Below are 25,685 nucleotides of genomic sequence, written 5' to 3'. Positions count from 1 at the left end.
CTGTGAAGCGGTTTTAGCGGCTCAAGCCCAGGCGTTCATGCCAGTCGGCAATCGACTCTTCGGGATAGACGTCGAACTGCTTGTCGCCGGGGCGCATGTCGACTTCCACCCATGGCGCTTTTGAGTCGAGCAACAAGTGCGTGTGTTCCGGCGGCACCGGCAGTGGGGTGTCGATGGCCGACGCAAACGGGTGAATCAGCTCCGGCCATTCGGGGCTATACACCCACAGGCCCGAGCCGCAGACCGAGCAGAAATGCCGGCCGAGGCTGCTGCGATGGGCGCGCTTGTCGCCTTCGTTCTTGAGTTGCGCATGGTAAACCGCGACGTGCTTGCGCCCACGGACCTTCAGGCTGGCGGCATCACCGGCAATGTTGATCGAGTAACCGCCACCGCCCTGAGTCTTGCGGCAGATCGAGCAATAGCAACGCTGATACGGGTAGGGGTGGGCGCTGTTCAGGCTGAACGACACAGCGCCGCAATGGCAGGAACCTTCGAGCTGCATGGGAACCTCCGACGAGGGTGGGGTTTACCCAAGACAGCCTAGACCGTCAGCGCCCCTCGACCGGCACCAGAATCGCATCGCCGGTTGCCACCAGTTTCAACTGGTCGCCAGTTTGCGCGAACAGCTCGGCGCGGGCGAAAACCTGCTTCTTGCCGGCCTTCACTACCCGACCTCGAGCGATGAACACTTCACCGACGGCGGGTGCCAGGCAGTTGACCGAAAAGTGCGAAGCCAGCACGTTGCCGGCGACCGTTCCGGCGGCGAATCCGCAGGCCGTGTCGAGCAGCGCGCCGATCAGGCCGGCGTGCAGAAAACCGGCATATTGCGCCATGTCGGTTTCGCGAAAAGCCATCGTCAGCTCGGCTTCGCCGCTCGCGGCAGCGGTCACTTCGAAACCGGCCCAGCGGTTGAAGGCTGAGGTTGAGTTGATCTGTTTAAGTGCGTTTAGCATGACGAATCCCTCCGGTTGAGCCACCAACATGCGCCGGGTTTTGGGGGAAGTCATGGTGGATAAGGGAGGGTGATGGGCCATTGGATTGGTGGTGAATGTGCCGCCGTCATCGCGAGCAGGCTCACTCCCACAGTTGAAATGCGGTCAACTGTGGGAGTGAGCCGGCTCCGGGCGTCGTTCCGACGATGAACGATAACGCGGTCTTACTAGACGCCCACCCATGGCCAAGGCAGCATGGCGACTTCATTAAAGGGGCTGAGACCATGCGACGACTACCCTCCCTGGCAGCACTCAGAACCTTCGAATGCGCCGCCCGTCACGCCCATTTCGGCCGGGCAGCCGCCGAGCTTTGCGTCACCGACAGCGCCGTCAGCCATCAAATCCGCCAGCTCGAAGAACACTTGGGCGTCTCGCTGTTTATCCGAGAAGGCCGGCAAATTCGCCCAACCATGGCCGCTGGCCGGTTGATGCAAAGCCTGCAGCAAGCCTTCGAACTGATCGGCGAAGCCTGCGATGAATTGCGTGACCCGTCCTCGCTGGCCGTATTGCGTCTGGCGGTCACCGCCGAGTTGGCGCAAAAGTGGCTGATGAGTCGCCTCACGGACTTCTACGCGCGCTATCCACACATCACGCTGCACCTCTATGAACAACCGATCGACGCCACGGCGCCGGGGGAAGACATCGACCTGGCGATCACCTACGGCACCGGCCCGGTCGACAGCAGCGCGTACTTCGTCAAGCCCTTGCCGGCGCTGCAATTCTTTCCGGTGTGCAGCCCCGGTCTGTTCAATCAGGGCACCCTGAAAACCCCCAAGGACTTGGCGCGCCATTGCCTGCTGCACGACGATCAGGACGGCAAGACCTGGACCGCGTGGCTCACCAGTCATGCCGGCGATCAGCGTCCCCAGCGGCAACTGTATTTCGCCCATGCGGGCCTGGCGCTGGAAGCGGCGGTGCAGGGGCAGGGCGTGGCCATGGGCGACAATTTGACGGCCCAGGAAGACTTGCTCAGCGGTCGTCTGGTCCGGCCCTTCACCGCCAGCATGACCGCGCTCGGGCAATATGCGCTGGTGTGCGAGCGGGTGCGCCTGGAGCGTCCGGCCGTGGCGCAGATGCTGGAATGGTTCAACGATCAGCTGATCGATTGATGAGTTGAATTCAAGTATTCCGAAATAATCATCGTTGGCGAGGAGGGCGCCGACGACCTTAGCCTGTGGTCATTCCAATCCCCGCTGATGAGGTCTGACCATGGCACGTTTGCTCGATTCCACCCCGAAACTCGACGGCTTCCGCCTGCCCGGCGAATTCGAAACCAAGGCCGGTTGCTGGCTCGGCTGGCCGGAACGCACCGACGTCTGGCGCAACGGTGCCAAGCCTGCGCAGAAGGTCTGGGTGCAAATTGTTACCGCGATATCCCAGAGCGAACCGGTCACGGTTTGCGCATCAGCCGCGCAATTCGTCACCGCTCGCCGCCAGTTGCCGCCTCAGGTACGAGTCGTGGAAATGACCTGCAACGACACCTGGTTCCGCGACAGCGGCCCGTGTTTTGTGGTCAACGACGCCAGCGGTGAAGTGCGCGGCGTCGACTTCGAGTTCAACGCCTATGGCGGTCTCGACGGCGGCTTGTACTACCCGTGGGACAAGGACGATCAGATCGCCAGCAAAATCCTCGAAATCGAACGCTTCGACCGTTATCGCGCGCCGTTGATTGCCGAACTGGGCGGAATCCAGGCTGACGGCCAGGGCAGCATCCTGACCACCGAACAATGCCTGCTCAACCGTAATCGCAACCAGCATCTGGGCAAGGAAGAAGTCACCCGCCGCCTGACCGATTACCTCGGTGCCGAGCAAATCATCTGGTTGCCAAGGGGTTGCAAGTTCGACGAAACCGACGGCCACGTCGACGATCTTGCGTGCTTCGTGCGTCCCGGCGAAGTGGTGCTGCAATGGACCGACAATCGCGATGACCCGCAGTGGGAAATCTATCAAGAGGCCTACGACATTCTGCGCAGCACCCGCGACAGCCGTGGCCGCGAGTTGATCGTGCACAAGCTGCCGCAACCGGATGTGCTGGAGTGGACCGCTGAAGAAGCCGAGGGCCTGGACCAGCAGGACAGCACCCATACCCGTCAGGCCGGGACCAAAATTTGCGCGTCGTACATCAATTACTACGCCGGCAACAGCTCGATCGTGGTGCCGCTGTTTGGTGATCGCCATGATCAGGTGGCGCAGGCGACGCTGGCCGAATTGTTCCCGCAACACAAAATCGTCGGCATCGAAAACTCTCGGGAAATCCTCCTGGGTGGCGGCAATGTCGCCTGTATCACCATGCCGCAATACGCCGGGAAGAGGGTTTAAACATGGGCCTGCACAAACTGACTCAAGCGTTATTGCTGGTGCTTGCACCCTTGTGTGTGCAGGCCGCCGACTCCGCGAAACCGGTGGTGAATCTGTACATCTGGGGCGAGTACCTGGCCCCGGATACCCTGACCAATTTCGAGAAGAAAACCGGGATCCATGTGGTGGCCGATCACTTCGACTCCCTGGAAACCGTCGAGACCAAACTGCTGACCGGCCGCAGCGGTTATGACCTGGTGCTGACGGCGGGGCAACACCTGTCCCGGGCGATTCAAAGCGGGGCGATTCAAACGTTGAACCCACAGCAACTGCCGCACTTTGCCGGCGTCGGGGAAGAGTTCCGCCAACACATGGCCGCGTTCGATCCAGGTAATCGTTACGCCGGAATCTACGCTTGGGGCACTACGGGCGTCGGTTATCAGGAAGAGGCGATCAAACAGCGCCTGCCGGACGCGCCACGGGACAGTTGGGCAATGCTGTTCGACCCGGCCGTGGTGTCGAAATTTGCCGATTGCGGGGTCAGCTTGCTCAATGATCCGAACGAGGTTTTCGCCGCGGTGATGAAGTACATGGGCCTGGACATCAACAGGCAGAATCTCGATGACCTGAAACTGGCCGAGCAACAACTGGCGAAGATCCGGCCGTACATTCGCTATTTTGACAATGACCTGAACATCAGCGACCTGGCCAACGGCAACACCTGCGTGGCGATGTCGTGGAACGGCAACGTGGCCATTGCGGCCGGTCAGGCCGAGGCGGCGAACAAGCCGTTCAAACTCAGTTACCGGATACCGAAGGAGGGCACGTTGATCTGGTTTGATGCCATGGTCATTCCCAAGGATGCACCGCACCCCGAGGCCGGGCTGGCGTTGATGGATTACCTGATGACCCCAGAAGTGATTGCGCCGATCACTGACACCATTCACTACGCCAACGCGATTACGGCGGCGGACGGGTTGATCGATCCGGCGATTCGCAATGATCCGGGGACGTATCCGTCGGCGCAGGTGAGGGCTTCGTTGTATAGCAAGAATGACAATGGCAAGGCGTTCAACCGGGCGCTGATTCGGGCGTTTACTCGGTTGAAATCCGGGTTGTGATCGGCTTTGAGTGATGGGGGTGAATGTGACACCGTCATCGCGAGCAGGCTCGCTCCCACAGTTGATCTGTGTCGTTCACAAACCCCCTGTGGGAGTGAGCCTGCTCGCGATGAACGATAACGCGGTCTACTTGCCAGTCATCCGCCACAAATACCAGGAAGCCACCGTGCGATGCGGACTCCACGCCAAGCCAATCTCAACCATCTGCTTACGCGTCGGCTGTACCTCCAGCCCCTTCAGCCGGCGATACCCTTCACGCACCCCAAAATCATCCGCCGGTAAAATATCCGGGCGCTCCAGGCTGTAAATCAGCAGCATCTCAACCGTCCAGCGGCCAACCCCGCGCAAGGTGATCAACCGCTCAATCAGCGCCTCATCATCCATCGCCAGTGCGGTTGCGTAATCCGGTACCACACCGTCCAAAGCGGCCTGCGCAATTCCTTGTATGGTCGCGATCTTGCCCGCGGAAAACCCGCAACTGCGCATTTGATCAAACCCTGTCGCCAGAATCTGCTCAGGCCTTGGAAACGGCGTCGACGGAAACAACGCCAGCAGCCGACCGACAATCGCATCCCCGGCCTTGGCGTGCAGTTGCTGATAGGCAATCGCCCGCACCAGCGACTCATAAGGATCACGAGCCGCATGGGGTTGGTGCAAGCACGGGCCGATGGCGGCGATGTGGCGCCGCCAGTCGTCATCGATCGATGACAGAAACCTGGTCGCGGGCAGATAGGGATCGGGCATGGCGATCAAGTGTTCCCGGCCATTTTCAGCAGAGCATTAACTTCCCCATACGTGAAGGCCTTGAGGTGGCTGCTGTCGAGTTTGCCGGTCTCCAGAAAGCCTTTGGCCACGGAAGCCATTGCGCCATAAAGAAACTCGGCAATGCCCGAGCCGGCACTCAGGCGCCGCACGCCGAGCGCTTGCAGCTCTTCAGGCGATGGCAAACCCGGCAGCCCAAGTACATTCACCAGCAACGAGGTGCCCTGGCACAGCGCCTCAATTTCATATTTTGCAGTGACGCCCGCCGCGAACAGCCCATCGGCGCCCGCCGCCTGATACAACGCGGCGCGCTTGAGCGTTTCGGCGACGCGATCTTCGGCAGGCACCAGGCCCCTCAGGTACACGTCGGTGCGGGCATTGATGAACAGCTTCACGCTGCGGCGATCGGCAACCTGACGGGCGACTTCGATCTTGCGTGCCAACAAATCCGGCGGGCCGGCACCGTCCTCGATATTGATCCCGACCGCACCGGCCGCGATCACCGCATCAATCACTTCGGTGACCCGCGTCAGGTCATCGGAATAACCGGCCTCGACGTCGATGGTCAGCGGCACCGAGATCACGCGGGCGATGGATTCGACGGTCGATATCAGGCGTTCGAGGGGCAGGGTATTGCCGTCCGCATACCCATGAGCCCAGGCAACCGCCGCGCTGCTGGTGGCCACGGCTTTGCAGCCCAGTTGCTCGACGATGCGCGCCCCGGTGGCATCGGCGACGTTGGTGAGGATCAGCAGGCCGTCGTGGTGCAGTTGATGAAATTGGGTGTCCATCGAATGTCCTTATGACTTTTTGCAGAGAATCAGGGGATCAGAAAGCGAGTTGTTCAGTCACCTGCACGGCGGCTTTTTCCAGCCGGAGCAAAAACGCCTTGCGCGGTTGTCCTCCACCATAGCCCGTCAACGAGCCGTCTGCACCGATCACCCGGTGGCAGGGCAACACAATAGAAAGACGGTTGTGCCCGTTGGCCAGGCCCACTGCACGACTGGCGCCGGGCTTGCCCAGTATTGCGGCGATGGTGCCGTAGGTGCTGGTCTGGCCGTAGGGGATCTTCGCCAGTTCGGCCCAGACCCGCCTTGCGAATTCGCTACCGGGCAGGTGCAGCGGAACGCGAAACTCAGTGAGTTTTCCGGCGAAATACTGCGTCAGCTCGGCGTCAATCTGCTGCAAATGGGCGTTGTGCCCCGGCGCCACGGCGTAGCCATAACGGTTTTGCAGTTCTTCGACTTCCCGGGTCAACGCCGGACGATCGAGAAACTCCAGCAGCACCAGCCCACGGCGTTCGGCCATGGCGATCATTGGCCCCAGCGGCGTGGTCAGGCGAGTGAACAGCAGCGGCTCACTGTTGGCCGCGCGGCCCGGCGTGATGTGGAAGGATTTCTGAAACGCATCGCGAAAACCGCTCAGGGATTCGTAGCCCGAGTCGAACGCCGCATTATCGATGGTATCACCCTGTTTGATGCCGCCCAGCGCCATGCCCAGGCGACGGGTGCGCAGCCAGGCGTGGAAGGTCATGCCGAAATGCTGCTTGAACCAGCGCCGCAGTTTCAGCGGCTCGATGCCCTCGGCAACCAGCTGAGCATCGGTCCAGCGCAGGTCGGGATCGCTGTCCACCGACTTGAGCAACGCCTGCACCCAGTCCGGCGCAATGGCCGCGGCGTCCAGTGGTTTGCAGCGCAGACACGCACGGTAGCCCGCCGACATGCACTCATCGGCATGGGCAAAGAACTCGACGTTCTCCGGTTTCGGTTTGCGCGCCGTGCAACTGGGGCGGCAGAAGATCCCGGTGGTCTTCACGGCAGTAAAGAACACCCCCTCGTAGGCAGTGTCTCGTTCGAGCATGGCGCGAACCATCTCGGCGTGGGGCGGAAGCAAAGCGTTTTGTAGGTTCATGGGTTGAGCATAAGACGCGTCGAGCGGCGCCTCCACCGGAAAATCGACAGGGAATTCCTCTGCCTCAGATCGAGCGTTGGTTGACCCGCTTCGACAGTTCTTCAGCGCTCTCTTTGCGTTCCGAATACCGGTCTACCAGGAACTCCTCGCGGCCACGCACCAGCACGGTGAACTTCATCAGTTCTTCCATCACATCCACCACACGATCGTAGTACGCCGAAGGCTTCATCCGGCCAGCCTCGTCGAACTCCATAAAAGCCTTGGGTACCGAAGATTGGTTGGGGATGGTCAACATGCGCATCCAGCGTCCCAGCACGCGCAGTTGATTGACCGTGTTGAACGACTGGGAACCGCCACAGACCTGCATCACCGCCAGGGTTTTGCCCTGGGTCGGACGAACCGCGCCCATCGTCAGCGGGATCCAGTCGATTTGCGCCTTGAACACCGCCGACATCGAACCGTGGCGCTCCGGCGAGCACCAGACCTGGCCTTCTGACCAGAGCACCAGCTCACGCAGTTGCTGGACCTTCGGGTGGTCGCTGGGCGCATCGTCGGGGAGGGGAAGACCGGAAGGATCGAAGATCACCGTTTCGGCCCCCAGCAGACGCAGAATCCGTGCGGCTTCCTCAGTCAGCAGCCGACTGAAAGAGCGCTCGCGGGTGGAGCCGTAGAGCAGCAGGATGCGTGGTTTGTGGGTGCTTTCGGTTGAAAGCGTCAGCAGCTCCAGATCGAGATTGGGCAGGTCGTCGTTCATCACAGGGCTCCAATGCGGTCCAGTTGGACTTTCAGTTCGGCGTCCGAAAGGGTTTTCAAGTCCAGTGCGAAGAAGGCTGCAAACCGTTGTTTGATCGTTTCGACGGTGCTGTCGAACGCGGCCTGGATTTCTTGCTCGGTGCCATGCACCTCCGATGGATCGGCCAGTCCCCAATGGCTTTTGATCGCCGGGCCGAAATACACCGGGCACGCTTCCCCGGCGGCTTTGTCGCACACGGTGATGACGATATCGGGCGGGGCGTCGGCGAACACCGAAGAGTCTTTGCTGTAGAGGCCTTCGGTCGAAATACCGAGGTTGTGCAATGTTTGCACGGCTTGAGGGTTGAGCCGGCCGCTGGGGAAACTGCCGGAACTCACCGCCTCACAGGCCGCGGGAGCCAAGTGATTGAACAGCGCCTCGCTCAACACGCTGCGGCAGCTGTTGGCGGTGCACATGAAGAGAACTGTGATGGGACGCATAGTCATCGCGGTGGCTCGTATATATGGATATTCGAATATACGGATGCTCGCAGAAAAAACCAACGTGCTTTTTCCACTTTCTAATGCTTGTGCCGGTGATGGATGTCCGGAAAGTGTGGATGACTGTGGCGGATTGGCGTGTGCTGATGTTCGTGGCTGTGCGGCTCGGTCCCATCCCACTGGAACGAATGCTCATGTTGATGATGCTCGTCATGCACATGCCGATGGCCGTGGGTGAGTGCCACGTGCTGATGGTGATGGGCATGATGTTCTCTTAGATGTATCCAGACGCCCAGGCCCATCAGCAACGACGCGATCCAGAACGTCAGGGAAACCGTCTCACCGAACAGCAGGAGGGCCATTGCGGCGCCGAGAAAAGGCGCCGTGGAAAAGTAGGCGCCCGTGCGTGCGGTGCCCAACCCGCGCAACGCCAGAACGAACAACACCAGGCTGATGCCGTAGCCGAGGAAGCCGACGATCAATGTCGGCCCAATTACCGTGATGTGCGGCAGTTTTGCGCCCAGAAGCAGCGCCAGCGAGCAGTTCACCAACCCTGCGGCCAGCCCCTTGATCCCGGCGATGAACACGGCATCCGAGGCCGACACTTTGCGCGTCAGGTTGTTATCGATCGCCCAACAGGCACAGGCCAGTGCTACCGCCAGCGGCCCGATCCAGCCTTGTGGCTGCGCCGAATCGTGCGGCCACGCCAGGATCAATCCGCCCGCGACAATGGCCAGCATCCCGGCGACGATGCGTCGGTCTGCATTTTCCTTGAACACTACCCACGCGAGCACGGCAGTCAGTACCGCTTCGAGGTTGAGCATCAACGAGGCCGTGGCACCGGAGGTCAGGGTCAAACCAAACATCAGCGCCACCGGCCCAAGCACGCCGCCAAACACGATGGCGCCGATCAGCCAAGGCCATTCAGATGATTTCAGGCCGCTGGGCTGCCAGCCCCGGTCGCGGATCAGCCTGACGAGGGTCAAGCCCAACCCGCTGCCCAGATACAGCAATCCAGCCAGCAGGATCGGCGAGAGGTTCAGGCCCAACACCTTGGCCAGCGGCGTACTCGCCCCAAACAGCGCGGCGGCGCTCAGGGCATAGATAACGTTCAGGTTCATTCAAGGCTCGGCGAGTATTGATTCGGGGTGCATCGCAGTTTGAACCTGCGCAGCATCCAGTCAACCCTGGAACTCAGGCGCGGCGTGCCATCAACAGCACCGAAGCCGCCGCCGATAACAACCCCGCGTAGCAACGGTTGAATATCCGCTTGCCCCGAGGCTCGGCAAACCAGCGGCGCATGTGCAGGCCCATGTAGGCGTAGGCGCTGATGGCGATCCATTCCAGCATCAGGAACAACGCGCCGAGCAACGCAAATTGCGGCGTCACGGCGCGGGTCGGGTCGACGAACTGGGGCAGGAAGGCGGTGAAGATCAGGATCGCCTTGGGGTTACTGGGGCCGAGTTTGATGCCTCCAGGCCCGGAGGGGCTGCTTTCGGCTGTGGATTCAACCGGTCATGCCCACGAAACGTTTAGGTCAAATCCGATGCAATCGCTGGTCAGAACGAATGCAAATGCCTGGTCAAGTCGAATGCAAGCGGGTGGGCAAGTGGAGTGTAATTTCCCAGTTATTGGAGTCATCCATTTTCTGAGTAGCGAGGAGGCGTGAGCCGGAGCGTAGGTGTGAACCGATGACTTAAGAGTCTGAGTGACTGCTCGCGTTTTCGACGAATGTTTGTAGGGTGAGGGCTCATTGACGCGCTGTAGCTCTTTTTGCTAGCTCGACAGGAGTAGTGCCGCTTTAGCTTAGTTGGAAGAGCAGCTCATTCGTAATGAGAAGGTCATCAGTTCAATTTCGGTAAGCGGCACCACCTACTAGTCTTACTTATGCCTTCCTCATTCTTCTTTATCTCAAGGACGATCTGATCTGGGGATTAAAGTCTTCACCTTGTGCTCGCCTCGTAGTTCAGTATTTCAATACACATAAGCGGTGTATTAGCATGACTTCCCTAGTTAGCGAGGAGTTGTTTAATATTGAAAAATTGAATTTAAGTGGATATTTGTTACTAAATGGTTGTAGGTATATAGTCGCACCCGTTTTTTTCAGGCAAACCTGCTCCCACAAATACATGAGAGCTGGCTTGTCTGCGAGCAAGATTCAAAACGCAAACGCCTTTAATGCCGTACGCAAACTTTGCGAAACACTCTGTAGTACTTCACCGGCGCCGGCGGTCGTGGCGGCCGAGCGGTTGCCGGCGTCGGCGAGGTGGCCAACTTCTTCCATACTGGAAGTGACTTTGCGCGAGGCGTTGGTGACTTCAAGGGTGGCGGCGACAATCTCCAGCATCGCCTGAGTCGCTACCGCGATGCGGTCCTGAATGCCCATCAACGACTCACCGGCCGCCACCACCGTCTTGATGCCGACGTCGACGTCCCCAGCACTGTGCTGGATCGCTTGCACGGCACCTTCAATGCTGCGGCGGATGGCGTCGATCAACGACTCGATTTCCGTGGTCGCGTTAGTCGTGCGTTCGGCCAGCTTGCGCACTTCATCGGCGACCACGGCAAAGCCACGGCCTTGTTCACCGGCACGGGCGGCCTCGATGGCGGCGTTGAGCGCCAGTAAATTGGTTTGCCCGGCAATTTCACGAATGGTCTGTACGATGCCGCTGACCTTGTTCGATTGTGTGCCCAGGTCGGTGACCGAGGATTGCGTCTCGCGGCTGGCAGTCGCCAGGCGCTGCACGCTCTCCAGGCTTTCCAGGCGGGCGCTGTCACCGGCGCGAGCCTGATCGTCCGCCTGGCCGACAGAAGTCTGCGCCGCCACCGCCTGTTTGGCGATGTGAGTGATGGTGTTGGAAATCTGTTCCATGGCCACACCTGTGGTCAGCGCCGACTCGGCGAGGCACGTGGAGTTTTCCTTCAGTTGCTCAAGTGCAATATTGACACTGCTGACCTGTACGTCCACCGATTCAGCGCCGGCGGCGGTATCGGCCACCAGCTTGCGAATGCGCTCCCGGGCTTCGGCCAGGCCGGCCAGGACGCTGCCGGCAATGGGAGGACGGTTATCGTTGCGCAGGTCACCTGAGGCGAAACGGGCCATTTCCTGGCGCAGTTCGGCAGGTTCGGCGCCGAGCAGAGTTTTGATCCGGCGGGCGACGAAGGTGTAGATCAGCCAGGCGACCAAGGTGCTCAGGCCGCCGACCAGTCCCAACAGCCAACGGGCGTTGCTGGAGGTGTTGCTCATCTCCACTAGTTGCGCGTCTGCGTAGGCGTTGGCGACCAGAACGGTTTTGTCGACGCCCAGGCGGTGCAGGTCATAGGCGGCTTTCAGTTCCTCGAACGCGGTGTTGGCGGCCGCTTGATTGCCTTGTTGCAGGGCCGGAATGAAGTGTGTTTCAAGTGCGCTGAAATAGGTATCGGAGGCTTTTTTCTGGGCGCCAAGCAGGCTGTCTTTAACCGCATCATTGAGGTTGGAGGCGAGCCAGTACGCGTTGCGCGTATCGAAATCGGTGCGTAACTGATGAAGCTTGCTCAGCCCCTGCGCGGTGTCAATGCCGCTGTTCATCAGTTGATAGACGATCAAATGCGCTTCGATCACGTACAACGGCGGCGGAAGAATGTCGGCCACGACATCCTTGCCTTGCCCCATCTCAATCGCCGCCCGATCCATCTGACCGAACGCCGCGACGCCACCGACAAAGATCGCGCCAAAGCCCAGGCTGCAAGCGACCACCAGCAGCAACAACATACCTTTCACTGATCCCAGCATCGATTTCACAACAGATCCTCCCTGAGTTTTAGTGGTGGCTAAGAGCCTTTATCGGCCATACGCTATCAAATCAAGAGGGCAGGGGACTGATTTATTTCTGCGCTCTTTTTATGACACGCGAAAAGCAAATCAATCCCTAGTCACGAGTCCATGCTGAAAAACCTAGTTGCTGAAGTCAGCTTGAGTGGCTTGGATATCGTCAGGGGTACTCAACAGCATTCTTCTAGGAGTGAAGAGCATGAATTTTGTACGCGTGCTTTTGTAAAACATCCCTGCTGCGCGTTGTTCACCATCCAAGATGCTCGGAGCCTCGGCTGCCGAAAAAATTTTCCGGCATATCTTTTAAACCTTATGTTTTGAGCTATTTTGAGCTGGCTTACGCATTGGTCCCTCGAAGGTCGTTAAAAATATGCCTCAGCTGCCAGCCGGTTGAACGCCTACTGACAGCGGATGGTTCTTAACCCAGTGCTTTTCACATAGCGCGTTTCAATGCTAAGGCGCGCGGTGGTGCCTGCGGTTCTCCGTCAGGTTGCCCATTTTTTGATTAAATTATTTCCTCTATGAATCTTTTAGGACAAAAAAGTGGCGTCACCTTTCGGAACGTGATTAGGCGGTGAAGTTATTTGGGTAATTGCACGGACCTTTCCACCAATTTGGGACCTGACCAGTCATTTTCATCGGATTTGAGCAGCTCGATTCGTGGGCATTGACCGGCAGAGAACAGTCCTTGGGAACAAATTTGATCAGCATGCCCCACTGTTTATGACCGGCAGAGGTCGACCCATAGCAGTCGTTCGAAAATGGCGACTACCGGCCGATAGCTACCGATCACAGTCGACCGGTTTCGGCCAAAAACTGACGTTCCGCTCTCACCACTGCCTGGCTAGGCACTTAGGATGGTACAAGCGATCCAGTCAAAAAAAAGGAGCAAGAATTAGCTACACAGGCGAGTATTGCTGTGTTCAACATTCCATTTACCCTGCGACTTAACTCTCTGTAATCGCCGTGATATCGTATGGCCACTCAAAACCCAGCTAAAAGGTAGCAATGGACGCTATATGAAACTAGATAAGTTAATATTTCTCGAAACAATTATAATCGAAGATTTGCTACAACCCAACATGACGCACGCGATTTTTTATCGCGATAATAATAACTGGATTGCTTTATCAGACAGCTCAGAAGCATCATTAGATGACAAAATAAATCTCGACAACTCCACTCGAGAAACGGTGTCATACTACGAAAGAAAGTCTTCTAAGGCATGGTTTTTTATTAAGGCTTATGAAGCCACACTTGTCATGTCTTTCCCCAGAGCACCAAAAATCTCAACCCGAACTAAATTTCGGGAGAACATTTCTCGCATATTAGAGCGCGCAGATAACGCCTATCGCGTGTCTCATCATGCTCTAACACATTTACTAGCAAAAGATGCATTCAGAGGCAAGTTATCGGACGAAATTTTAGCCAGTAATAATCAATTGCTTCCTAGTATAGAAGCACAGGAAAGTGAACAACCCACTATGCTTGGCCTTCTAGCTCTAGATATAGACCATTTCAAGCAAGTAAATGACACTTGGGGGCACTTGTACGGAGACCAAGTTCTCAAAGTTTTTGGAAGGCGACTGGAAGGCGCCGCAGAAAAAATATGTAGTGGTAGCAGTGAGTCAAAACCAATTATATATATAGGCCATCCATCGGGTGAAGAATTTTTAATTCTTATAGTGGCAAACGCAACAAAAAAAGAGTTTTCTGCTTGGGCTAACGATTTCAGGCTTTCAATTTCAGAAGAAGTTCTTCCATCAGATACGGAGTGGGCTTGGTTGTCAGCCTCCGAAAATCTTTCAGACATATCACTCCCTCCAACTAGAGACAGAAGCGTAACTACCAGTATTGGGGTTGCCTTTCACACAAGCTTATCACAAATAAAACAGATCACCAGCAGCGAAAATAGCTCAGCAAGTTTTCTTGATATAGCGGATACCGCACTCTATAGAGCAAAGGCTGCCGGCAGGAATCAAGTTATATTTTATGAGGACATTTTATCATCTTGCGGAAGGGTGTTAGAACACGATAAAAGCACTGGCGTAATTGCTATCGATATAGGTAAAAATGTAGGAGTCACCCATGGCCAGGAGTTCAGGGTTTTTCATCCGACTTATTCTGGGAGTGAGAAGTTTCTAATCAATGATGGCCGAACTACTAGAACGCTTGGCACATACCCCCGTGTAGAGAGCGCGCGAATAGTTGTATTTAATTCACAGCCAGAAATTTCGTTCGCTTACATTGATGACAGCAAAGACCCACACCTTCAGCTTTCAGTATCTTCTACCTTAGAGGCAATACCAGCCGGAAGCATTGGTCACCTTCTGCCAAGTTCCTCAAAATTCTTCCCTGCTTCTACTAGATCATTACCAGGCTCAGGATTTCAAAATCTTCAAAATCTAGTTGAGGATGGAGCGTCTAAAAACCAACGTCCTTTCGCAATCGTAGTTCGCTTCAATCGAGAGCCTGAATATTCTAAAAAATTTGGATCAGCTGCACTTAATAGCGCTCTAGCGCGACTATATAAAATCGCGCAAGTTACTTTTCACTCATCACTAGCAGTAGAAGTATTGGACAAAGGCTCGATTTGCATAATCGGCAATAATCATTCGTATTCCGAACCAGTGCTAACAGGCTTTTCTGAACAGATCGCGCGCGAACTTCCAGAGTTGGGTACTCTCGTTGGAGTATTCAATCATGATGATCTAATCAAACTAACAAAGAAAAAAATTGCGACTGTTCATTTCTCAAACTATATAGAGCTTGCGAGATTTTCAGCTTCAGGTGCGGGGTTGGACCCAGCCGCACGTATACGTCACTTTAGCGCAGATACAGCACATTCTATATTACAGTCTTTAAGGCGCGACAAATTGTTTGATACCGCATATGCCGACTTTAAAAAACTTTTAGAGTTCGGTATCGATACTGCCACAATATTAAATCTCGGAGGACTAACTGCGGGAACTCTCGGTCTCAATGCCGAAGCACAAACATTTTTTAAAATGGCAATTGCTAAGGAACCAAAAAACCCAATATTTAAAACGAACTATGGAATTGCAAGTCGCAATTTAAACGATGTTGAATCCGGGCTGGATGTATTGAGTTCGCTCACACTGACAAACATCAATATCTTGAAAGCCGTGCATGAATACGGTTATTTCATTTATGCTTGCCTGCTTGCGGACGCAAAGCTTGCTAAGTCTTCTAAATTTGATCAGGAACGTTTTTCTCTAATGGCATCTGTCGCAATTAAAATGAAATTTAAATCGTCGAAATCATTGCGGGCAATCGAAAAAATTAAAGAGGCGTTGAATGCGTGATTATATTGATGTTGCGATTTGTAAAAACTTGCCATCCGGTTTTGTAGACTCTTAAGCCGCCTATGGATGTTGTAAGGATACGCTCCGGAGAGATTTCGTTTGGCTGACCTTCGATTGTCGTGGTCAGCCATGCCTACGTGATTATTTTTTTATCAGCCTTATTTGTGACTGACCGCTCCTGGCCGATAGTTGCCGGTCGCGGAGGTCAGGACGACCCAACCGGTCAGTCGTGACAGGCAGAAAGCGCCTCAGGCTGTGAAAAAAGCGGGCACAGTCTGCTACGTAAAATCTGTTGGTACTTGGTTGATCAGCAAACCAAAAATTTGCGTAGAAACGCAATTTTCGTCCCGATCCTGACAGTCAAACCTGCTCTTAGGCCTCATTGTGTGTCCGGGGACGAGCGGCCAATGGCGAGCGGGGCGTCAAGATGGCCAAGGTAACCGCCACGATGAAGAGCGCCGGCACGTCACCCGCCAAGTGCCCCATTTGCTCCGGCTGGGTTACCGCTTGGACGGCCATGATTCCTCCGTGTACGGCGCTAGACCAAACGGTGAACCAGATCAGGCTCAGATTGGCTAATGGATCACGTGCGGCCAGGATCAAGAACACGCCAAGTGTGGCGTAGATGCCAACGATCATCATCGGGTAGTCCGAGTGACCGACGTGCCAGGCCCAGCCGGACGGCCAGAACAACATAAGTGGGTAGAGAGCAAGGCACGCGAGGCCAGCCAACACTAGAACGACGCGCAAATACCTAAGGCGATCGACTACGGTCATGACGGATTCCTCTTTGGGCCTGACTCTAAATTGACCTCAAGTGGGGTGATAACACCCTCACGGGCTTGGTGGATAACATTCCTCGTTCTGTCGTCTAGCCTGACTAGACCGGGCATTGTGACAGTCGGGTAACCGCTGAAAATGGACGGAAAACCCAATCTGCTCAATTAATTCCGGCAGTAGACCAAGCATAGCTACTCATTAGCTATCGCTACATCCACGACTTTTATTGCTCAAAGTGAGTGCGCGCCCATTCATTCAACAGGATTTGAGGGCGTTTGTTTAAACGCCATCGGGTTTACTTCCTGAAAGCTACAAATCCTTGCGCCGTTGCCTACGGCTGCGCCAGAATCCGCCGGCTTGTGTGTCGTGGGCCTCGGCTCTATCGTTTCCCTGCCGCTGACCATTCAGCGGTCGGGCTTGGAAACTCGACGGGTAAACGATACGAAGGCACCTCTTCATAACGTATTTTTTCGCACTATGTGCATTCCGTTATGGCGGCTGTGCGTGGGAGACCTTATAGGTCTGCCGGGCTCGTTTACCCTGGTTTTCCAACCTGCGTACAGCTGCCACCCCTTCGCTTGGAAACGAATGTGGCAGCTTCACCAGTAAACGAGGTTTCACCATGTTCAAGGTCACACCAAATCCGCCGGACACCGATCCGGTCTCCCCGTACGAAACCGATTCGAAAAAACTCAACGAAGCCGCCGAGCGGGCACTCGACTTCCATTTCCCTTCGAATGCCGACATCAAGTCCACCCCGCGAACCCGCAGCACCCTTTTTTCCGTTGACCCCGAGGCCACGGCCGACACCCTGGCGGTTTATCTGGTCGAGACCCTGGCCTCGGTCGATGTGATGGTCCATCAGTTGGTGGATCATCTGGAGGGTGAATCGCGTTACGTACTGCTAGGTATTTCCAACAGCATCATGGTGGCGGAGATCACCGCGAACCGGGTGTTGGATAGAATTGATCTGCCCAAGTAAGTACGGTCTGATGTGGTAATGGGCTGCTGATATTTGGCTGTCAAACCGGGTCAGAAATGGCATAGCAGCGAATCGCCACGTTACAAGCGCGAAGAAAACCCCCAGTGATTATCACTGGGGTTTTTTGTTGGCCGCGATACCCGCGGGCTTTGCCGGGTACCGGGGTGGAGGTTTGAAGGTCTGATTATCGCGAGTGGGTCGCCTGCAGCCCTTTGGGTAAAGATTTTCAGAGGCTTTTTGTGCAGAGACGTGTCCACACGTACATTAAGTTAGCGCTCGCCAAACTCAGCATAGAATATTCATTTCCAGCGCATACCCATGACGTGTGAAAGCGGCGCCAAGCAAGCCCGCGATAATGTTTGCCAGCGTACCGACGAGAAACGTCGTGAGAAGGTGTGTCGCCCAGCTACGACGGGCGATTAAGAAACCGATGGGGTCTACATCCTGAATGTCTTTCGGTACAGCGACTATGTTTGTCCAAGCGTTCCATTTTGAGGCGACCTTGAAGGCAAGCCAGCTTGCCACTACAACGTCAGCGTTTGCCAAGAAGGCAGAGAAGAATAGAAATCGCTCTAGAGCACCTAACACACTTCCGCCTTCGTTCCCCGATATCACCTTCAGCCATTCGGTGTCGAGGGCACCGCTTGGTGGTGGAAGAGACATTGACTTCGTCGCATGGGTCAACAATGGCTTGACCGTCAGGCCGAGCAAGATCGTGACAACAAGTCCGGCCAGGATTGGGGCGAGAGTGGAGATTGATGTCATGTTGAAGAGCTTCCGTGTTTGAGTTCAGCGGCTGTCGAAGACCGTCTCACTGTGATGAAAGGTTCGGCCCCCAGGTGAGTTTACTTGCCCTCAGGATCAAGGTTGCTAGAACCCAATTTGAAGTCATTGCCAAATGGGCGGCCGCTTTCAACCAAAAGCAGCCTTCACCTAGGGAGTCGAAATAAGGCACGGTCAGAAGTTTCCAGCCCTCATACGGGCAAGTTCTTCCACTACCAATTGCATCGGTAACTCGAAGAAATCGAATAGCGCATAAAGCGGCGATAAGAGCGGATGTACGATCTCCGGAAGATTCGCATCGATCTTTTGGGCATCAATATGCGTATTCAGGGTGATCGTATCCTGATGCGAGACACGGCCATCCCACATATGACGACGGCCATCCATGCTTACCAATGATCGACCGGACAATCCTTCGTAGCTGGCAACGACCCTGATAGTTGTCGGCCCGTCGAAGAGATTGGCTGCAAGACGTCGTGCTTGAAGCAAAGCTTCTCCAACCCTCCAGACGGGAAAGGTAATGTCGAAAATCGTTCCTGGTGGAGTTGGTCCGAATCCCGTTCGTTGGGCATCCCGGCTGTCTTCCTGATAACCGCGAAGGAGGAAAGCTAGACCATCCGGATGGATGCGCCAAAAGTCCGAGTGCGCAGCGTCTCGATCTTCCGGCCCAGCTTCGCGGTCGTTTCCTAACCAGCACTCGACAGTGCCATCTATTGGGTAGGGGGCAATGCCGGCTCGCGTTGGATACCAAAATGGAGGCCAACCTGTGTGTCGAACTACGCTCGCTCGGAGAACATCTGGAAATTGTGCGTGATTAATTTGTCTGCGCTCGCCGACTATTTCGTAAGCGATGTAATAGCGTCCATAGGGCATTCGTGGCCCGTCATTTTCGGGAAGTTCGTCAACGAGCACTTTCCAGCGCTCGCAATTGGATCTTATCCATTCATCGAGTCTAACTGGCTCCGGATCCTGTTCTACCTGCGGGACAGCGCCAATGATCAAATCTCTAATTTGATCAAACATCTCATCGCGCCGATTGCGAAGGCATCGGCCTAGAAGATCATCCCAGTCCTGAGCGCTTTGAGGGGTCTCGCTTCGCGGTCCTGGCTTGCGAACATAGATGGCATTGAGATGGACGGTGTTCCCGTTTGGCCCTGCACGTCGCGCTCTGACAGGAACCCGGTGCCCGCCTGGAACTAGCACCACAGGAAATACTGCGCCAAGTGGGTTAGCAACTACGTGCACTGCGCAGTGAAAGGGTGGATCGCAGTAGTTTTGCACGATCCCGTTGATCAGATCTTGATTATAGCGGTCGAGGGTAGCAGGCCGATCCTCTGCCTCTACTATGCCAGCGTCAGTTTCAATGAGACCAAGAACAATAAATCCGCCTCCGTGGTTCGCAATGGCGAGAACGGCTTTGGCGAATGTGGCTTTGTCATCGTTAGAGCCTTGCAGATCAAGCCAGTTTTTTACCTCACAATCGAGGGCTTCTTGAGTGTCTATCAACAGATCGGCTAAACGTTCGCGTGAGACGGTCATATGGCAACATCCTTACGAGATGTAGAGATGTTAGACGCATTCCTGCGGTTTGATTTTTTTTGGTCAGTGCCATTTACACTAAACTTATCCTTTCATGGTCTAAAGCAGCCCATGATTAGAATTTAGATTGCCATTGTTAGGATCGCGTGAGCATAGTTTGATTTCACCTAGCCGGCTGCTGCTCTCCCCATATCGGTCGTACAGGCCGCTATACTGCCCGAGTCACGTACAGTTGACCGAAGTCGATTGTTGCGTCCAGAGCTCGACCGAAAACTAACGATTACAAACTAGGACGGTGACGATGAAGAGGGGTCTATCTCGGCGGTTATTTCTTCTGGCCCCCTTGGCTCTGTTATCGAGCAATACAAATGCTCGAGGAGGACGCGGAGGGCGCGGAGGACGTGGCCGCGGAAGCCAAAGTGGCAGGGGATTTGTAGGGGTTGCAATTGTTGGGTTTGGTGCACTTATCTTTGTGATGATGGCTGCATTTACTCGATTTTCTCGTTGGAGGTATAGGCGAGCCAGGGCCGTTGCTGGGTTTCCTATACCGCCTCAGACCGAATGGGAAAAGCAAGGCAGATGCCCAATTTGTGGTGAGATCATGCAGAAGGTTGACCGACTTATTGTTAGATCGCGTCGGCGCCAAGTTAAACAAGTACAGCCTACTACGGTACTTTATCGTTGCTCCAGCCTGCTCCAATGTTCTGGGGTTCGAGTCGTCCCAAAAAAAACTGAGAACCCCGAAGCTTGAAAATTTAGTCAACTACAGAGATTTACGGCTTTGACCGGAATGAATCTTTGAAAACATGTTTATGTCGGCAATCGGTAGCGTTAACCCGAGCAGCCCTAATATCACTGGGATTCGCAACCCTAAACCTCGGCGCAAGGACTCACTTTAATTCTTTTTTCAACATCTCAAAAGTTAGTTCGATCTCATCGAATGCAATTGTGGCCGGGATCATAACTTCCTTCGGTGCGCGTAATTGATCCGATAGTATCTTCACGAAAACACAATCCATCTCAGCAGGAGGAGAGTCAAGGAAAACGGCAGAAGTTAGTACGCTTTCTCCGCTGTGTATCTTTCCGACATGAAAGAGGATGATTGTTCTGTCTTTCTTTGAAAATATGTCAACAGAACGGTTAAGTGCGGTAATATTTTTGTAGAGATTGCCCCCTGGCAAATATGACTTTTTCGGACGGCTATTTAGTTCGCTGTCAAGAAATACGTTGCCGTTTTTCCAGTTTTTCAACTCTGCATAAATTCGAACGTCATCGGCGTAACTGTTACCAGAGTTTGTTACGCATAATTGAAGTTTAAACAAGCCGAGCCTTTTTCTAAAGTAAGATGCGAGCTCTCTGTAATAGTCTTCGTTGTCAAAGTTTAGTGAGGGTATAGCGTAGGCGCTGGGCCGCTCCGGGGGGGATGTGTAATCTGGATAATCCAAAAGGTTGAGTTTGACGTACTTGAAACTCAAGGTTTTGGTGTTTTCATCGTCGTCCGAAACTAGCTTTACGTCTAGTTCGGGCATGTGCTCCGGAGCATTCGCAGAATTTAACTGTGCGACACCCATTCGGGCTATCTCTGTTGGGTCTGCGATTGCAGTTGATGAGCCACGGCGAACATATACTGTATGCGCGGTTACGACGCCATAGTCACTCTTTGAATAAACAGGTCGCAATTGCTGAGGGATAGTAAAAAGACCTAAGTTTATTCCTTTGTAAGTAAGGGAACGATATGAGAAGTCGATAGGGTGATTGGTCTTACTATTAATAAACTGCTGCAGTCGTGAGTCGTCAGGATCATGATCCAAACCTATAACTTCACCTGAGTTGCTAACCCCTACTAAAATGTACGCATCGTCCGAACGCCAAGCGTTAGCAAAGGCTAATATATCCTTGAGTAACTCGGATTTAGCTTTAAAATCCTTCCCGTCAACTACATATTGTTGCTGTTTATAATCTAGGCTCGCGCCTTCTCCCATGTACAGCAGTTTCTCAATTAAAACGTCATCCATAATCAATGCACCCGATCCTAATGAGGGAAGAATTACGTCGGCTTGAGTGATGGTGACACAGGGATCTCGCTAGTGTCACGATGGGCTAGCTCGATTTTTATTTGCCACCGCAAGGGTTGGGGGCTTTCCCCGTACAGCGTTGGACGCAAGTAGCCTTACACTTTTCTTGTTCATAATGAGTGCGCGCCCGTTCATTCAACAGGATTTGAGGGTGCTTGTTTAAACGCCATCGGGTTTACGTCCTGAAAGCCACAAATCCTTGCGCCGTTGCCTACGGCTGCGCCAGAATCCGCCGGCTTGTGCGCCTTGGGCCTGGGCTCTATCGTTTCCGGGTCGCTGCCAATTCAGCGTCCGGATTTGACCGTCCGACTCAATCAAGGCGTACCAGTGCCCAAGAAAAGCTTCCGGCTTTTTTGCGGTGGCTGTGCGTGGGACATCTTCGGGTGTGCCGGATTCCTTGATTTCCGGTCGGTCAACCCGCGTACAGCTGCCACCTCTATTCGTTTGACCGCGAACGGTGGCGGCTCCACTAATCAAGGAGCATCACCATGTTCAAAGCCACACCTAATCCCCCGGAAACGGACAACGTTTCCCCCTACGAATCCACCGATTCCAAAAAACTCAACGAAGCCGCCGAACGGGCGCTCGACTTCCACTTCCCGTCGAATGCCGACATCAAGTCCACCCCGCGTACACGCAGCAGCCTGTTTTCCGTGGACCCGGAGGCTACGGCCGAAACGTTGGCGGTTTATCTGGTCGAGACGCTCGCCTCGGTCGATGTGATGGTCCATCAGTTGGTGGATCATCTGGAGGGTGAATCGCGTTACGCGCTGCTAGGTATTTCCAACAGCATCATGACGGCGGAGATCACAGCGAATCGGGTGTTGGATAAGATTGATCTGTCCAAGTAGGTGCCGCTTGCTGTGGTGAGTGGCTAACTGATGTTTGGCTGTTAATCAGGGCCAGAAGTGACATAGCAGCGACTCGCTGCGTTTCAAACGCGATGAAAACCCCCCGGTGGTTTGCCGATCACTGGGGGCTTTTGTTGGCAGTAAGACCGGCCGGCTTCATCGCCGGTCAAATGCTCCCACGGTCACATGTTGCGTATCGCCTCGTTCTCGTTAAGCGCAAAATTTCATGAGCTCCTTCCAAATGTAACCGTAGCTGTAGCGTAGCCATGTAACTTTTAACAAGTCGAAGCTACGTCGTAGCCAACTGTTTTCTCGCGCTTTTAGTTCTTTGGCTATTTCATCTAATAACCATTCATCCTTAAAACCAGTCCAGACAGGAGGGACGGGCGTTTCAAGGTTGCTGAAGCAAACAGGCGCGACCTCTGAGTAGAAGATGTCCTCAACGACCTTTGGGTCATAGCCCCGGATTCGTTCTGCGATAGAGGCGAAGTCGACAGAGCTGTCTACAAAGGCCTCTGCCAGCGCGATCTGGATGCTTGCTCGTTCCGCAGGAGTCAGAATATGTCCCAATGGGCCAGCTCCTCTAGTTATGCGTCGAACGTATGCAGTGATGTGACTGCGCCATTTCCGCACCGCAGTTTGAACCTGCGCAGCATCCGGTCAACCCTGGAACTCACGCACGGCGCGCCATCAACAGCACCGAGGCCGCCGCCGATAACAACCCTGCGCAGCATCGGTTGAATATCCGCTTGCCCCGAGGCTCGGCAAACCAGCGACGCATGTGCAGGCCCATGTAGGCGTAGGCGCTGATGGCGATCCATTCCAGCATCAGGAACAACGCGCCGAGCAACGCAAATTGCGGTGTCACCGCGCGGGTCGGGTCGACGAACTGGGGCAGGAATGCGGTGAAGACCAGGATCGCCTTGGGATTGCCGGCTGCTACCAGAAACTCCTGCCGCGCCAACGCCAACACGCCAACCGACGCGCCCGTCACTGCCTTCTCGGCACCCGGATCGGCACGCCACAATTGCCACGCCAGGTAAAACAGATACGCCGCGCCCACAATCTTGATGCCATAGAACAGCAACTCGGACGTTTGCAACACCACCGCCAACCCGGCCGACGCCAGGCCAATCATCCCGGCAAACGCCAGCAATCGACCGATCCCGGCCACGCAGGAGATGCGGTAGCCATAGCGCGTCGAGTTGCTGACCGACAGCAGATTATTCGGCCCCGGCGCCATGTTCAGCGCGAAGCAGGCGGGGAGAAAAAGCGTGAGCGTGGCGAGGTCCATGACAGGTCTCCGGAAGCGAGAGCGGTATTTTTATCATGGACGGCGGGGGGCTTTCCCCGTACAGCGGTGGACGCAAGTCGCCGTACACTTTCGTTGCTCGCAGTGAGTGCGCGCCCGCTCATTCAACATGATTTGAGGGTGCATGTTTAATCGCCATCAAGTTTACTTCCTGAAAGCTACAAATCCTTGCGCCGTTGCCTACGGCTGCGCCAGAATCCGCCGGCTTGTGCGCCTTGGGCCTGGGCTCTATCGTTTCCGGGTCGCTGCCAATTCAGCGTCCGGATTTGACCGTCCGACTCAATCAAGGCGTACCAGTGCCCAAGAAAAGCTTCCGGCTTTTTTGCGGTGGCTGTGCGTGGGACATCTTCGGGTGTGCCGGATTCCTTGATTTCCGGTCGGTCAACCCGCGTACAGCTGCCACCTTTATTCGTTTGACCGCGAACGGTGGCGGCTCCACTAATCAAGGAGCATCACCATGTTCAAAGCCACACCCAATCCCCCGGAAACGGAAGACGTTTCGCCCTACGAATCCACCGATTCCAAAAAACTCAACGAAGCCGCCGAACGGGCGCTCGACTTCCACTTCCCGTCGAATGCCGACATCAAGTCCACCCCGCGAACACGCAGTACCCTGTTTTCCGTAGACACTGAGGCCACGGCCGAAACCCTGGCGATTTATCTGGTCGAGACACTGGCCTCGGTCGATGTGATGGTGCACCAGTTGGTGGATCATCTGGAGGGTGAATCGCGTTATGCGCTGCTGGGCATTTCCAACAGCATCATGGTGGCGGAGATCACCGCGAACCGGGTGTTGGATAAAATTGATCTGCCCAAGTAGGTGCGGTCTGGCGTGGTGAGCGGGTAGCGAGTCGCAGCGTTGCAAGCGCGAAGAAAACCCCAGTGGTCTGCCGGCCACTGGGGTTTTTGTTAGCCACAAGACCGGCTGGCTTCGCCGGGGACCGACGCGTTATCTCGCAAACCTTCTCGCACCCACCACACACAGAATCACCGCAACAGTAACCCCCAACATGCCAATGCTGACATGCTCATGAAGCAACGTAGCTGCCAGCGCCAACCCAAAAAACGGCTGAAGCAGTTGAAGCTGTCCAACGGCCGCAATCCCTCCCTGAGCCAACCCGCGATACCAGAATACAAAGCCGATCAGCATGCTGAAGAGCGACACGTACGCCAGGCTCAACCAGGCCGGCGCACTGATTCCCGAGAACGAAGAGGGCGCCAGCCACCAGGTCAGTGGGGCCACAATCGGCAGCGACAACACCAGTGCCCAGGAAATCACCTGCCAGCCGCCCAGGGTTTTGGACAGCTTCGCCCCTTCGGCGTAACCGAGACCGCAGGCAAGGATGGCCAACAGCATCAGGATGTCGCCTGTCGGCGAGGCGGTCAGTCCTTGGGAAACGGCGAAGCCGACGACCAGCAGGCTGCCCAGGACCGAGAAGAACCAGAACGCCGCCCGGGGACGCTCGCCACCGCGCAACACACCGAACGCGGCGGTCGCGAGCGGCAACATACCGACGAAGACGATGGAGTGCGCGGAGGTCACGTACTGAAGCGCCAGCGCGGTCAGCAGCGGAAACCCGACCACCACGCCCAACGCGACGACGACCAAGGGCAAGACCTGGTTTCGCGCAGGACGCTTTTCCTTGAACAGCCACAGCATGCACAGCGCCAGTACACCAGCGATGGTGGCTCGGGCCACGGTCAGAAAGACCGGGTCGAATTCCAGGACGGCCACCCGTGTCGCGGGCAGCGAACCGCTGAAGATCACCACGCCGATCAACCCATTGATCAGCCCGCTGGTGTTCTTTTCCAGCGTCTGGTTGTGCAGCTTCGATGTCCGTTCCATTTAGCGTCCACTCATGTGTCGGGTTGCATTCAGCGCATCGTATGACCGACTATCGTTACAATC

23 protein-coding genes, 1 tRNA gene and 1 pseudogene are annotated in these 25,685 nt (G+C 55.4%); 8 read left to right on the top strand and 17 right to left on the bottom strand.

Going from position 1 to position 25,685, the window contains the following annotated elements:
* Positions 1 to 13: 13 nt before the first annotated feature.
* Positions 14 to 502, bottom strand: a complete 489-nt coding sequence (locus tag ACYZTY_RS15155; RefSeq protein ID WP_461959195.1) for a GFA family protein — start codon at positions 500 to 502, stop codon at positions 14 to 16.
* A gap of 46 nt (positions 503 to 548) precedes the next feature.
* Complete coding sequence (locus tag ACYZTY_RS15150) at positions 549 to 953, bottom strand: PaaI family thioesterase (RefSeq protein ID WP_461959194.1); 405 nt, start codon at positions 951 to 953, stop codon at positions 549 to 551.
* A gap of 263 nt (positions 954 to 1,216) precedes the next feature.
* On the opposite strand from ACYZTY_RS15150, the gene ACYZTY_RS15145 reads away from it, so the two are divergent.
* From ACYZTY_RS15145 to ACYZTY_RS15135, 3 genes are all read left to right on the top strand, one after another.
* A complete protein-coding gene (locus tag ACYZTY_RS15145) occupies positions 1,217 to 2,101 on the top strand; it encodes a LysR substrate-binding domain-containing protein (RefSeq protein ID WP_461959193.1) in 885 nt (294 codons plus the stop codon).
* Between the two features lie 100 nt (positions 2,102 to 2,201).
* Positions 2,202 to 3,311 (top strand): agmatine deiminase, encoded by a 1,110-nt coding sequence (aguA, locus tag ACYZTY_RS15140; protein ID WP_461959192.1) that lies wholly within the window; start codon positions 2,202 to 2,204, stop codon positions 3,309 to 3,311.
* Positions 3,312 to 3,313: 2 nt separating this feature from the next.
* On the top strand, positions 3,314 to 4,411 hold the full coding sequence (locus ACYZTY_RS15135) for an extracellular solute-binding protein (RefSeq protein ID WP_461959191.1): 1,098 nt from the start codon (positions 3,314 to 3,316) through the stop codon (positions 4,409 to 4,411).
* Between the two features lie 126 nt (positions 4,412 to 4,537).
* Here ACYZTY_RS15135 and ACYZTY_RS15130 read toward each other — a convergent pair whose 3' ends face one another.
* The 7 genes and pseudogenes from ACYZTY_RS15130 to ACYZTY_RS15100 all read right to left on the bottom strand — a co-directional run.
* Complete coding sequence (locus ACYZTY_RS15130; RefSeq protein ID WP_461959190.1) at positions 4,538 to 5,155, bottom strand: DNA-3-methyladenine glycosylase family protein; 618 nt, start codon at positions 5,153 to 5,155, stop codon at positions 4,538 to 4,540.
* Between the two features lie 5 nt (positions 5,156 to 5,160).
* Positions 5,161 to 5,964, bottom strand: coding sequence for an isocitrate lyase/PEP mutase family protein (locus tag ACYZTY_RS15125; protein WP_461959189.1), 804 nt, complete (start codon positions 5,962 to 5,964; stop codon positions 5,161 to 5,163).
* Between the two features lie 37 nt (positions 5,965 to 6,001).
* Positions 6,002 to 7,084: a bifunctional transcriptional activator/DNA repair enzyme AdaA gene (locus ACYZTY_RS15120; protein ID WP_461959188.1), complete on the bottom strand. Its 1,083-nt coding sequence runs from the start codon at positions 7,082 to 7,084 to the stop codon at positions 6,002 to 6,004.
* 64 nt (positions 7,085 to 7,148) lie between these two features.
* A complete protein-coding gene (gene arsH, locus ACYZTY_RS15115) occupies positions 7,149 to 7,838 on the bottom strand; it encodes an arsenical resistance protein ArsH (RefSeq protein WP_461959187.1) in 690 nt (229 codons plus the stop codon).
* Positions 7,838 to 8,308 carry an arsenate reductase ArsC gene (locus ACYZTY_RS15110; RefSeq protein ID WP_461959326.1) on the bottom strand — a complete coding sequence of 157 codons (471 nt, stop codon included), beginning with the start codon at positions 8,306 to 8,308 and terminating at the stop codon, positions 7,838 to 7,840. Before ACYZTY_RS15110 ends, arsH begins: the two co-directional genes overlap by 1 nt.
* 89 nt (positions 8,309 to 8,397) lie before the next feature.
* Entirely contained in the window at positions 8,398 to 9,438 is a 1,041-nt protein-coding gene (locus ACYZTY_RS15105; protein WP_461959186.1) for a DMT family transporter, read from the bottom strand.
* Between the two features lie 73 nt (positions 9,439 to 9,511).
* A pseudogene (locus ACYZTY_RS15100) lies at positions 9,512 to 9,769 on the bottom strand (LysE family translocator); the annotation flags it as partial.
* 343 nt (positions 9,770 to 10,112) lie between these two features.
* Here ACYZTY_RS15100 and ACYZTY_RS15095 point away from each other — a divergent pair.
* A tRNA-Thr gene (locus ACYZTY_RS15095) sits at positions 10,113 to 10,188 on the top strand.
* Positions 10,189 to 10,475: 287 nt separating this feature from the next.
* On the opposite strand, the gene ACYZTY_RS15090 is transcribed toward ACYZTY_RS15095, so the two are convergent.
* Positions 10,476 to 11,189, bottom strand: a complete 714-nt coding sequence (locus ACYZTY_RS15090) for a methyl-accepting chemotaxis protein (protein WP_461959325.1) — start codon at positions 11,187 to 11,189, stop codon at positions 10,476 to 10,478.
* A gap of 1,958 nt (positions 11,190 to 13,147) precedes the next feature.
* On the opposite strand from ACYZTY_RS15090, the gene ACYZTY_RS15085 reads away from it, so the two are divergent.
* A complete protein-coding gene (locus ACYZTY_RS15085) occupies positions 13,148 to 15,454 on the top strand; it encodes a diguanylate cyclase (RefSeq protein ID WP_461959185.1) in 2,307 nt (768 codons plus the stop codon).
* Between the two features lie 372 nt (positions 15,455 to 15,826).
* Here the strand turns inward: ACYZTY_RS15085 and ACYZTY_RS15080 are convergent, their stop codons facing one another.
* Complete coding sequence (locus ACYZTY_RS15080; protein WP_461959184.1) at positions 15,827 to 16,231, bottom strand: DUF6632 domain-containing protein; 405 nt, start codon at positions 16,229 to 16,231, stop codon at positions 15,827 to 15,829.
* Positions 16,232 to 16,856: 625 nt separating this feature from the next.
* Between ACYZTY_RS15080 and ACYZTY_RS15075 the strand changes: the two genes are divergently transcribed.
* Positions 16,857 to 17,216, top strand: a complete 360-nt coding sequence (locus ACYZTY_RS15075) for a DUF6124 family protein (protein ID WP_461959183.1) — start codon at positions 16,857 to 16,859, stop codon at positions 17,214 to 17,216.
* Positions 17,217 to 17,501: 285 nt separating this feature from the next.
* Here the strand turns inward: ACYZTY_RS15075 and ACYZTY_RS15070 are convergent, their stop codons facing one another.
* The 3 genes from ACYZTY_RS15070 to ACYZTY_RS15060 form a co-directional block, all read right to left on the bottom strand.
* The gene (locus tag ACYZTY_RS15070; RefSeq protein ID WP_461959182.1) at positions 17,502 to 17,981 is read right to left on the bottom strand and encodes a hypothetical protein; all 480 of its coding nucleotides are present in this window, start codon (positions 17,979 to 17,981) and stop codon (positions 17,502 to 17,504) included.
* Positions 17,982 to 18,173: 192 nt separating this feature from the next.
* Positions 18,174 to 19,538 (bottom strand): AlbA family DNA-binding domain-containing protein, encoded by a 1,365-nt coding sequence (locus tag ACYZTY_RS15065; RefSeq protein WP_461959181.1) that lies wholly within the window; start codon positions 19,536 to 19,538, stop codon positions 18,174 to 18,176.
* An 890-nt stretch (positions 19,539 to 20,428) separates the two neighbouring features.
* The gene (locus ACYZTY_RS15060) at positions 20,429 to 21,553 is read right to left on the bottom strand and encodes an AlbA family DNA-binding domain-containing protein (RefSeq protein WP_461959180.1); all 1,125 of its coding nucleotides are present in this window, start codon (positions 21,551 to 21,553) and stop codon (positions 20,429 to 20,431) included.
* Positions 21,554 to 22,101: 548 nt separating this feature from the next.
* Between ACYZTY_RS15060 and ACYZTY_RS15055 the strand changes: the two genes are divergently transcribed.
* Positions 22,102 to 22,464 carry a DUF6124 family protein gene (locus ACYZTY_RS15055; RefSeq protein WP_461959179.1) on the top strand — a complete coding sequence of 121 codons (363 nt, stop codon included), beginning with the start codon at positions 22,102 to 22,104 and terminating at the stop codon, positions 22,462 to 22,464.
* A 210-nt stretch (positions 22,465 to 22,674) separates the two neighbouring features.
* Here ACYZTY_RS15055 and ACYZTY_RS15050 read toward each other — a convergent pair whose 3' ends face one another.
* Positions 22,675 to 23,034, bottom strand: a complete 360-nt coding sequence (locus ACYZTY_RS15050) for a DUF7079 family protein (protein ID WP_461959178.1) — start codon at positions 23,032 to 23,034, stop codon at positions 22,675 to 22,677.
* 103 nt (positions 23,035 to 23,137) lie between these two features.
* Positions 23,138 to 23,758 carry a LysE family translocator gene (locus ACYZTY_RS15045; protein ID WP_461959177.1) on the bottom strand — a complete coding sequence of 207 codons (621 nt, stop codon included), beginning with the start codon at positions 23,756 to 23,758 and terminating at the stop codon, positions 23,138 to 23,140.
* Positions 23,759 to 24,233: 475 nt separating this feature from the next.
* On the opposite strand from ACYZTY_RS15045, the gene ACYZTY_RS15040 reads away from it, so the two are divergent.
* Positions 24,234 to 24,596 carry a DUF6124 family protein gene (locus ACYZTY_RS15040; RefSeq protein ID WP_461959176.1) on the top strand — a complete coding sequence of 121 codons (363 nt, stop codon included), beginning with the start codon at positions 24,234 to 24,236 and terminating at the stop codon, positions 24,594 to 24,596.
* Positions 24,597 to 24,725: 129 nt separating this feature from the next.
* Here ACYZTY_RS15040 and ACYZTY_RS15035 read toward each other — a convergent pair whose 3' ends face one another.
* Entirely contained in the window at positions 24,726 to 25,622 is an 897-nt protein-coding gene (locus ACYZTY_RS15035; RefSeq protein ID WP_461959175.1) for a DMT family transporter, read from the bottom strand.
* Positions 25,623 to 25,685: the final 63 nt, after the last annotated feature.

The organism is Pseudomonas sp. LB1P83, from assembly GCF_054897885.1.
The sequence above is the reverse complement of the archived record's forward strand: the minus strand, read 5'-3'. Positions and strand labels throughout refer to the sequence as shown.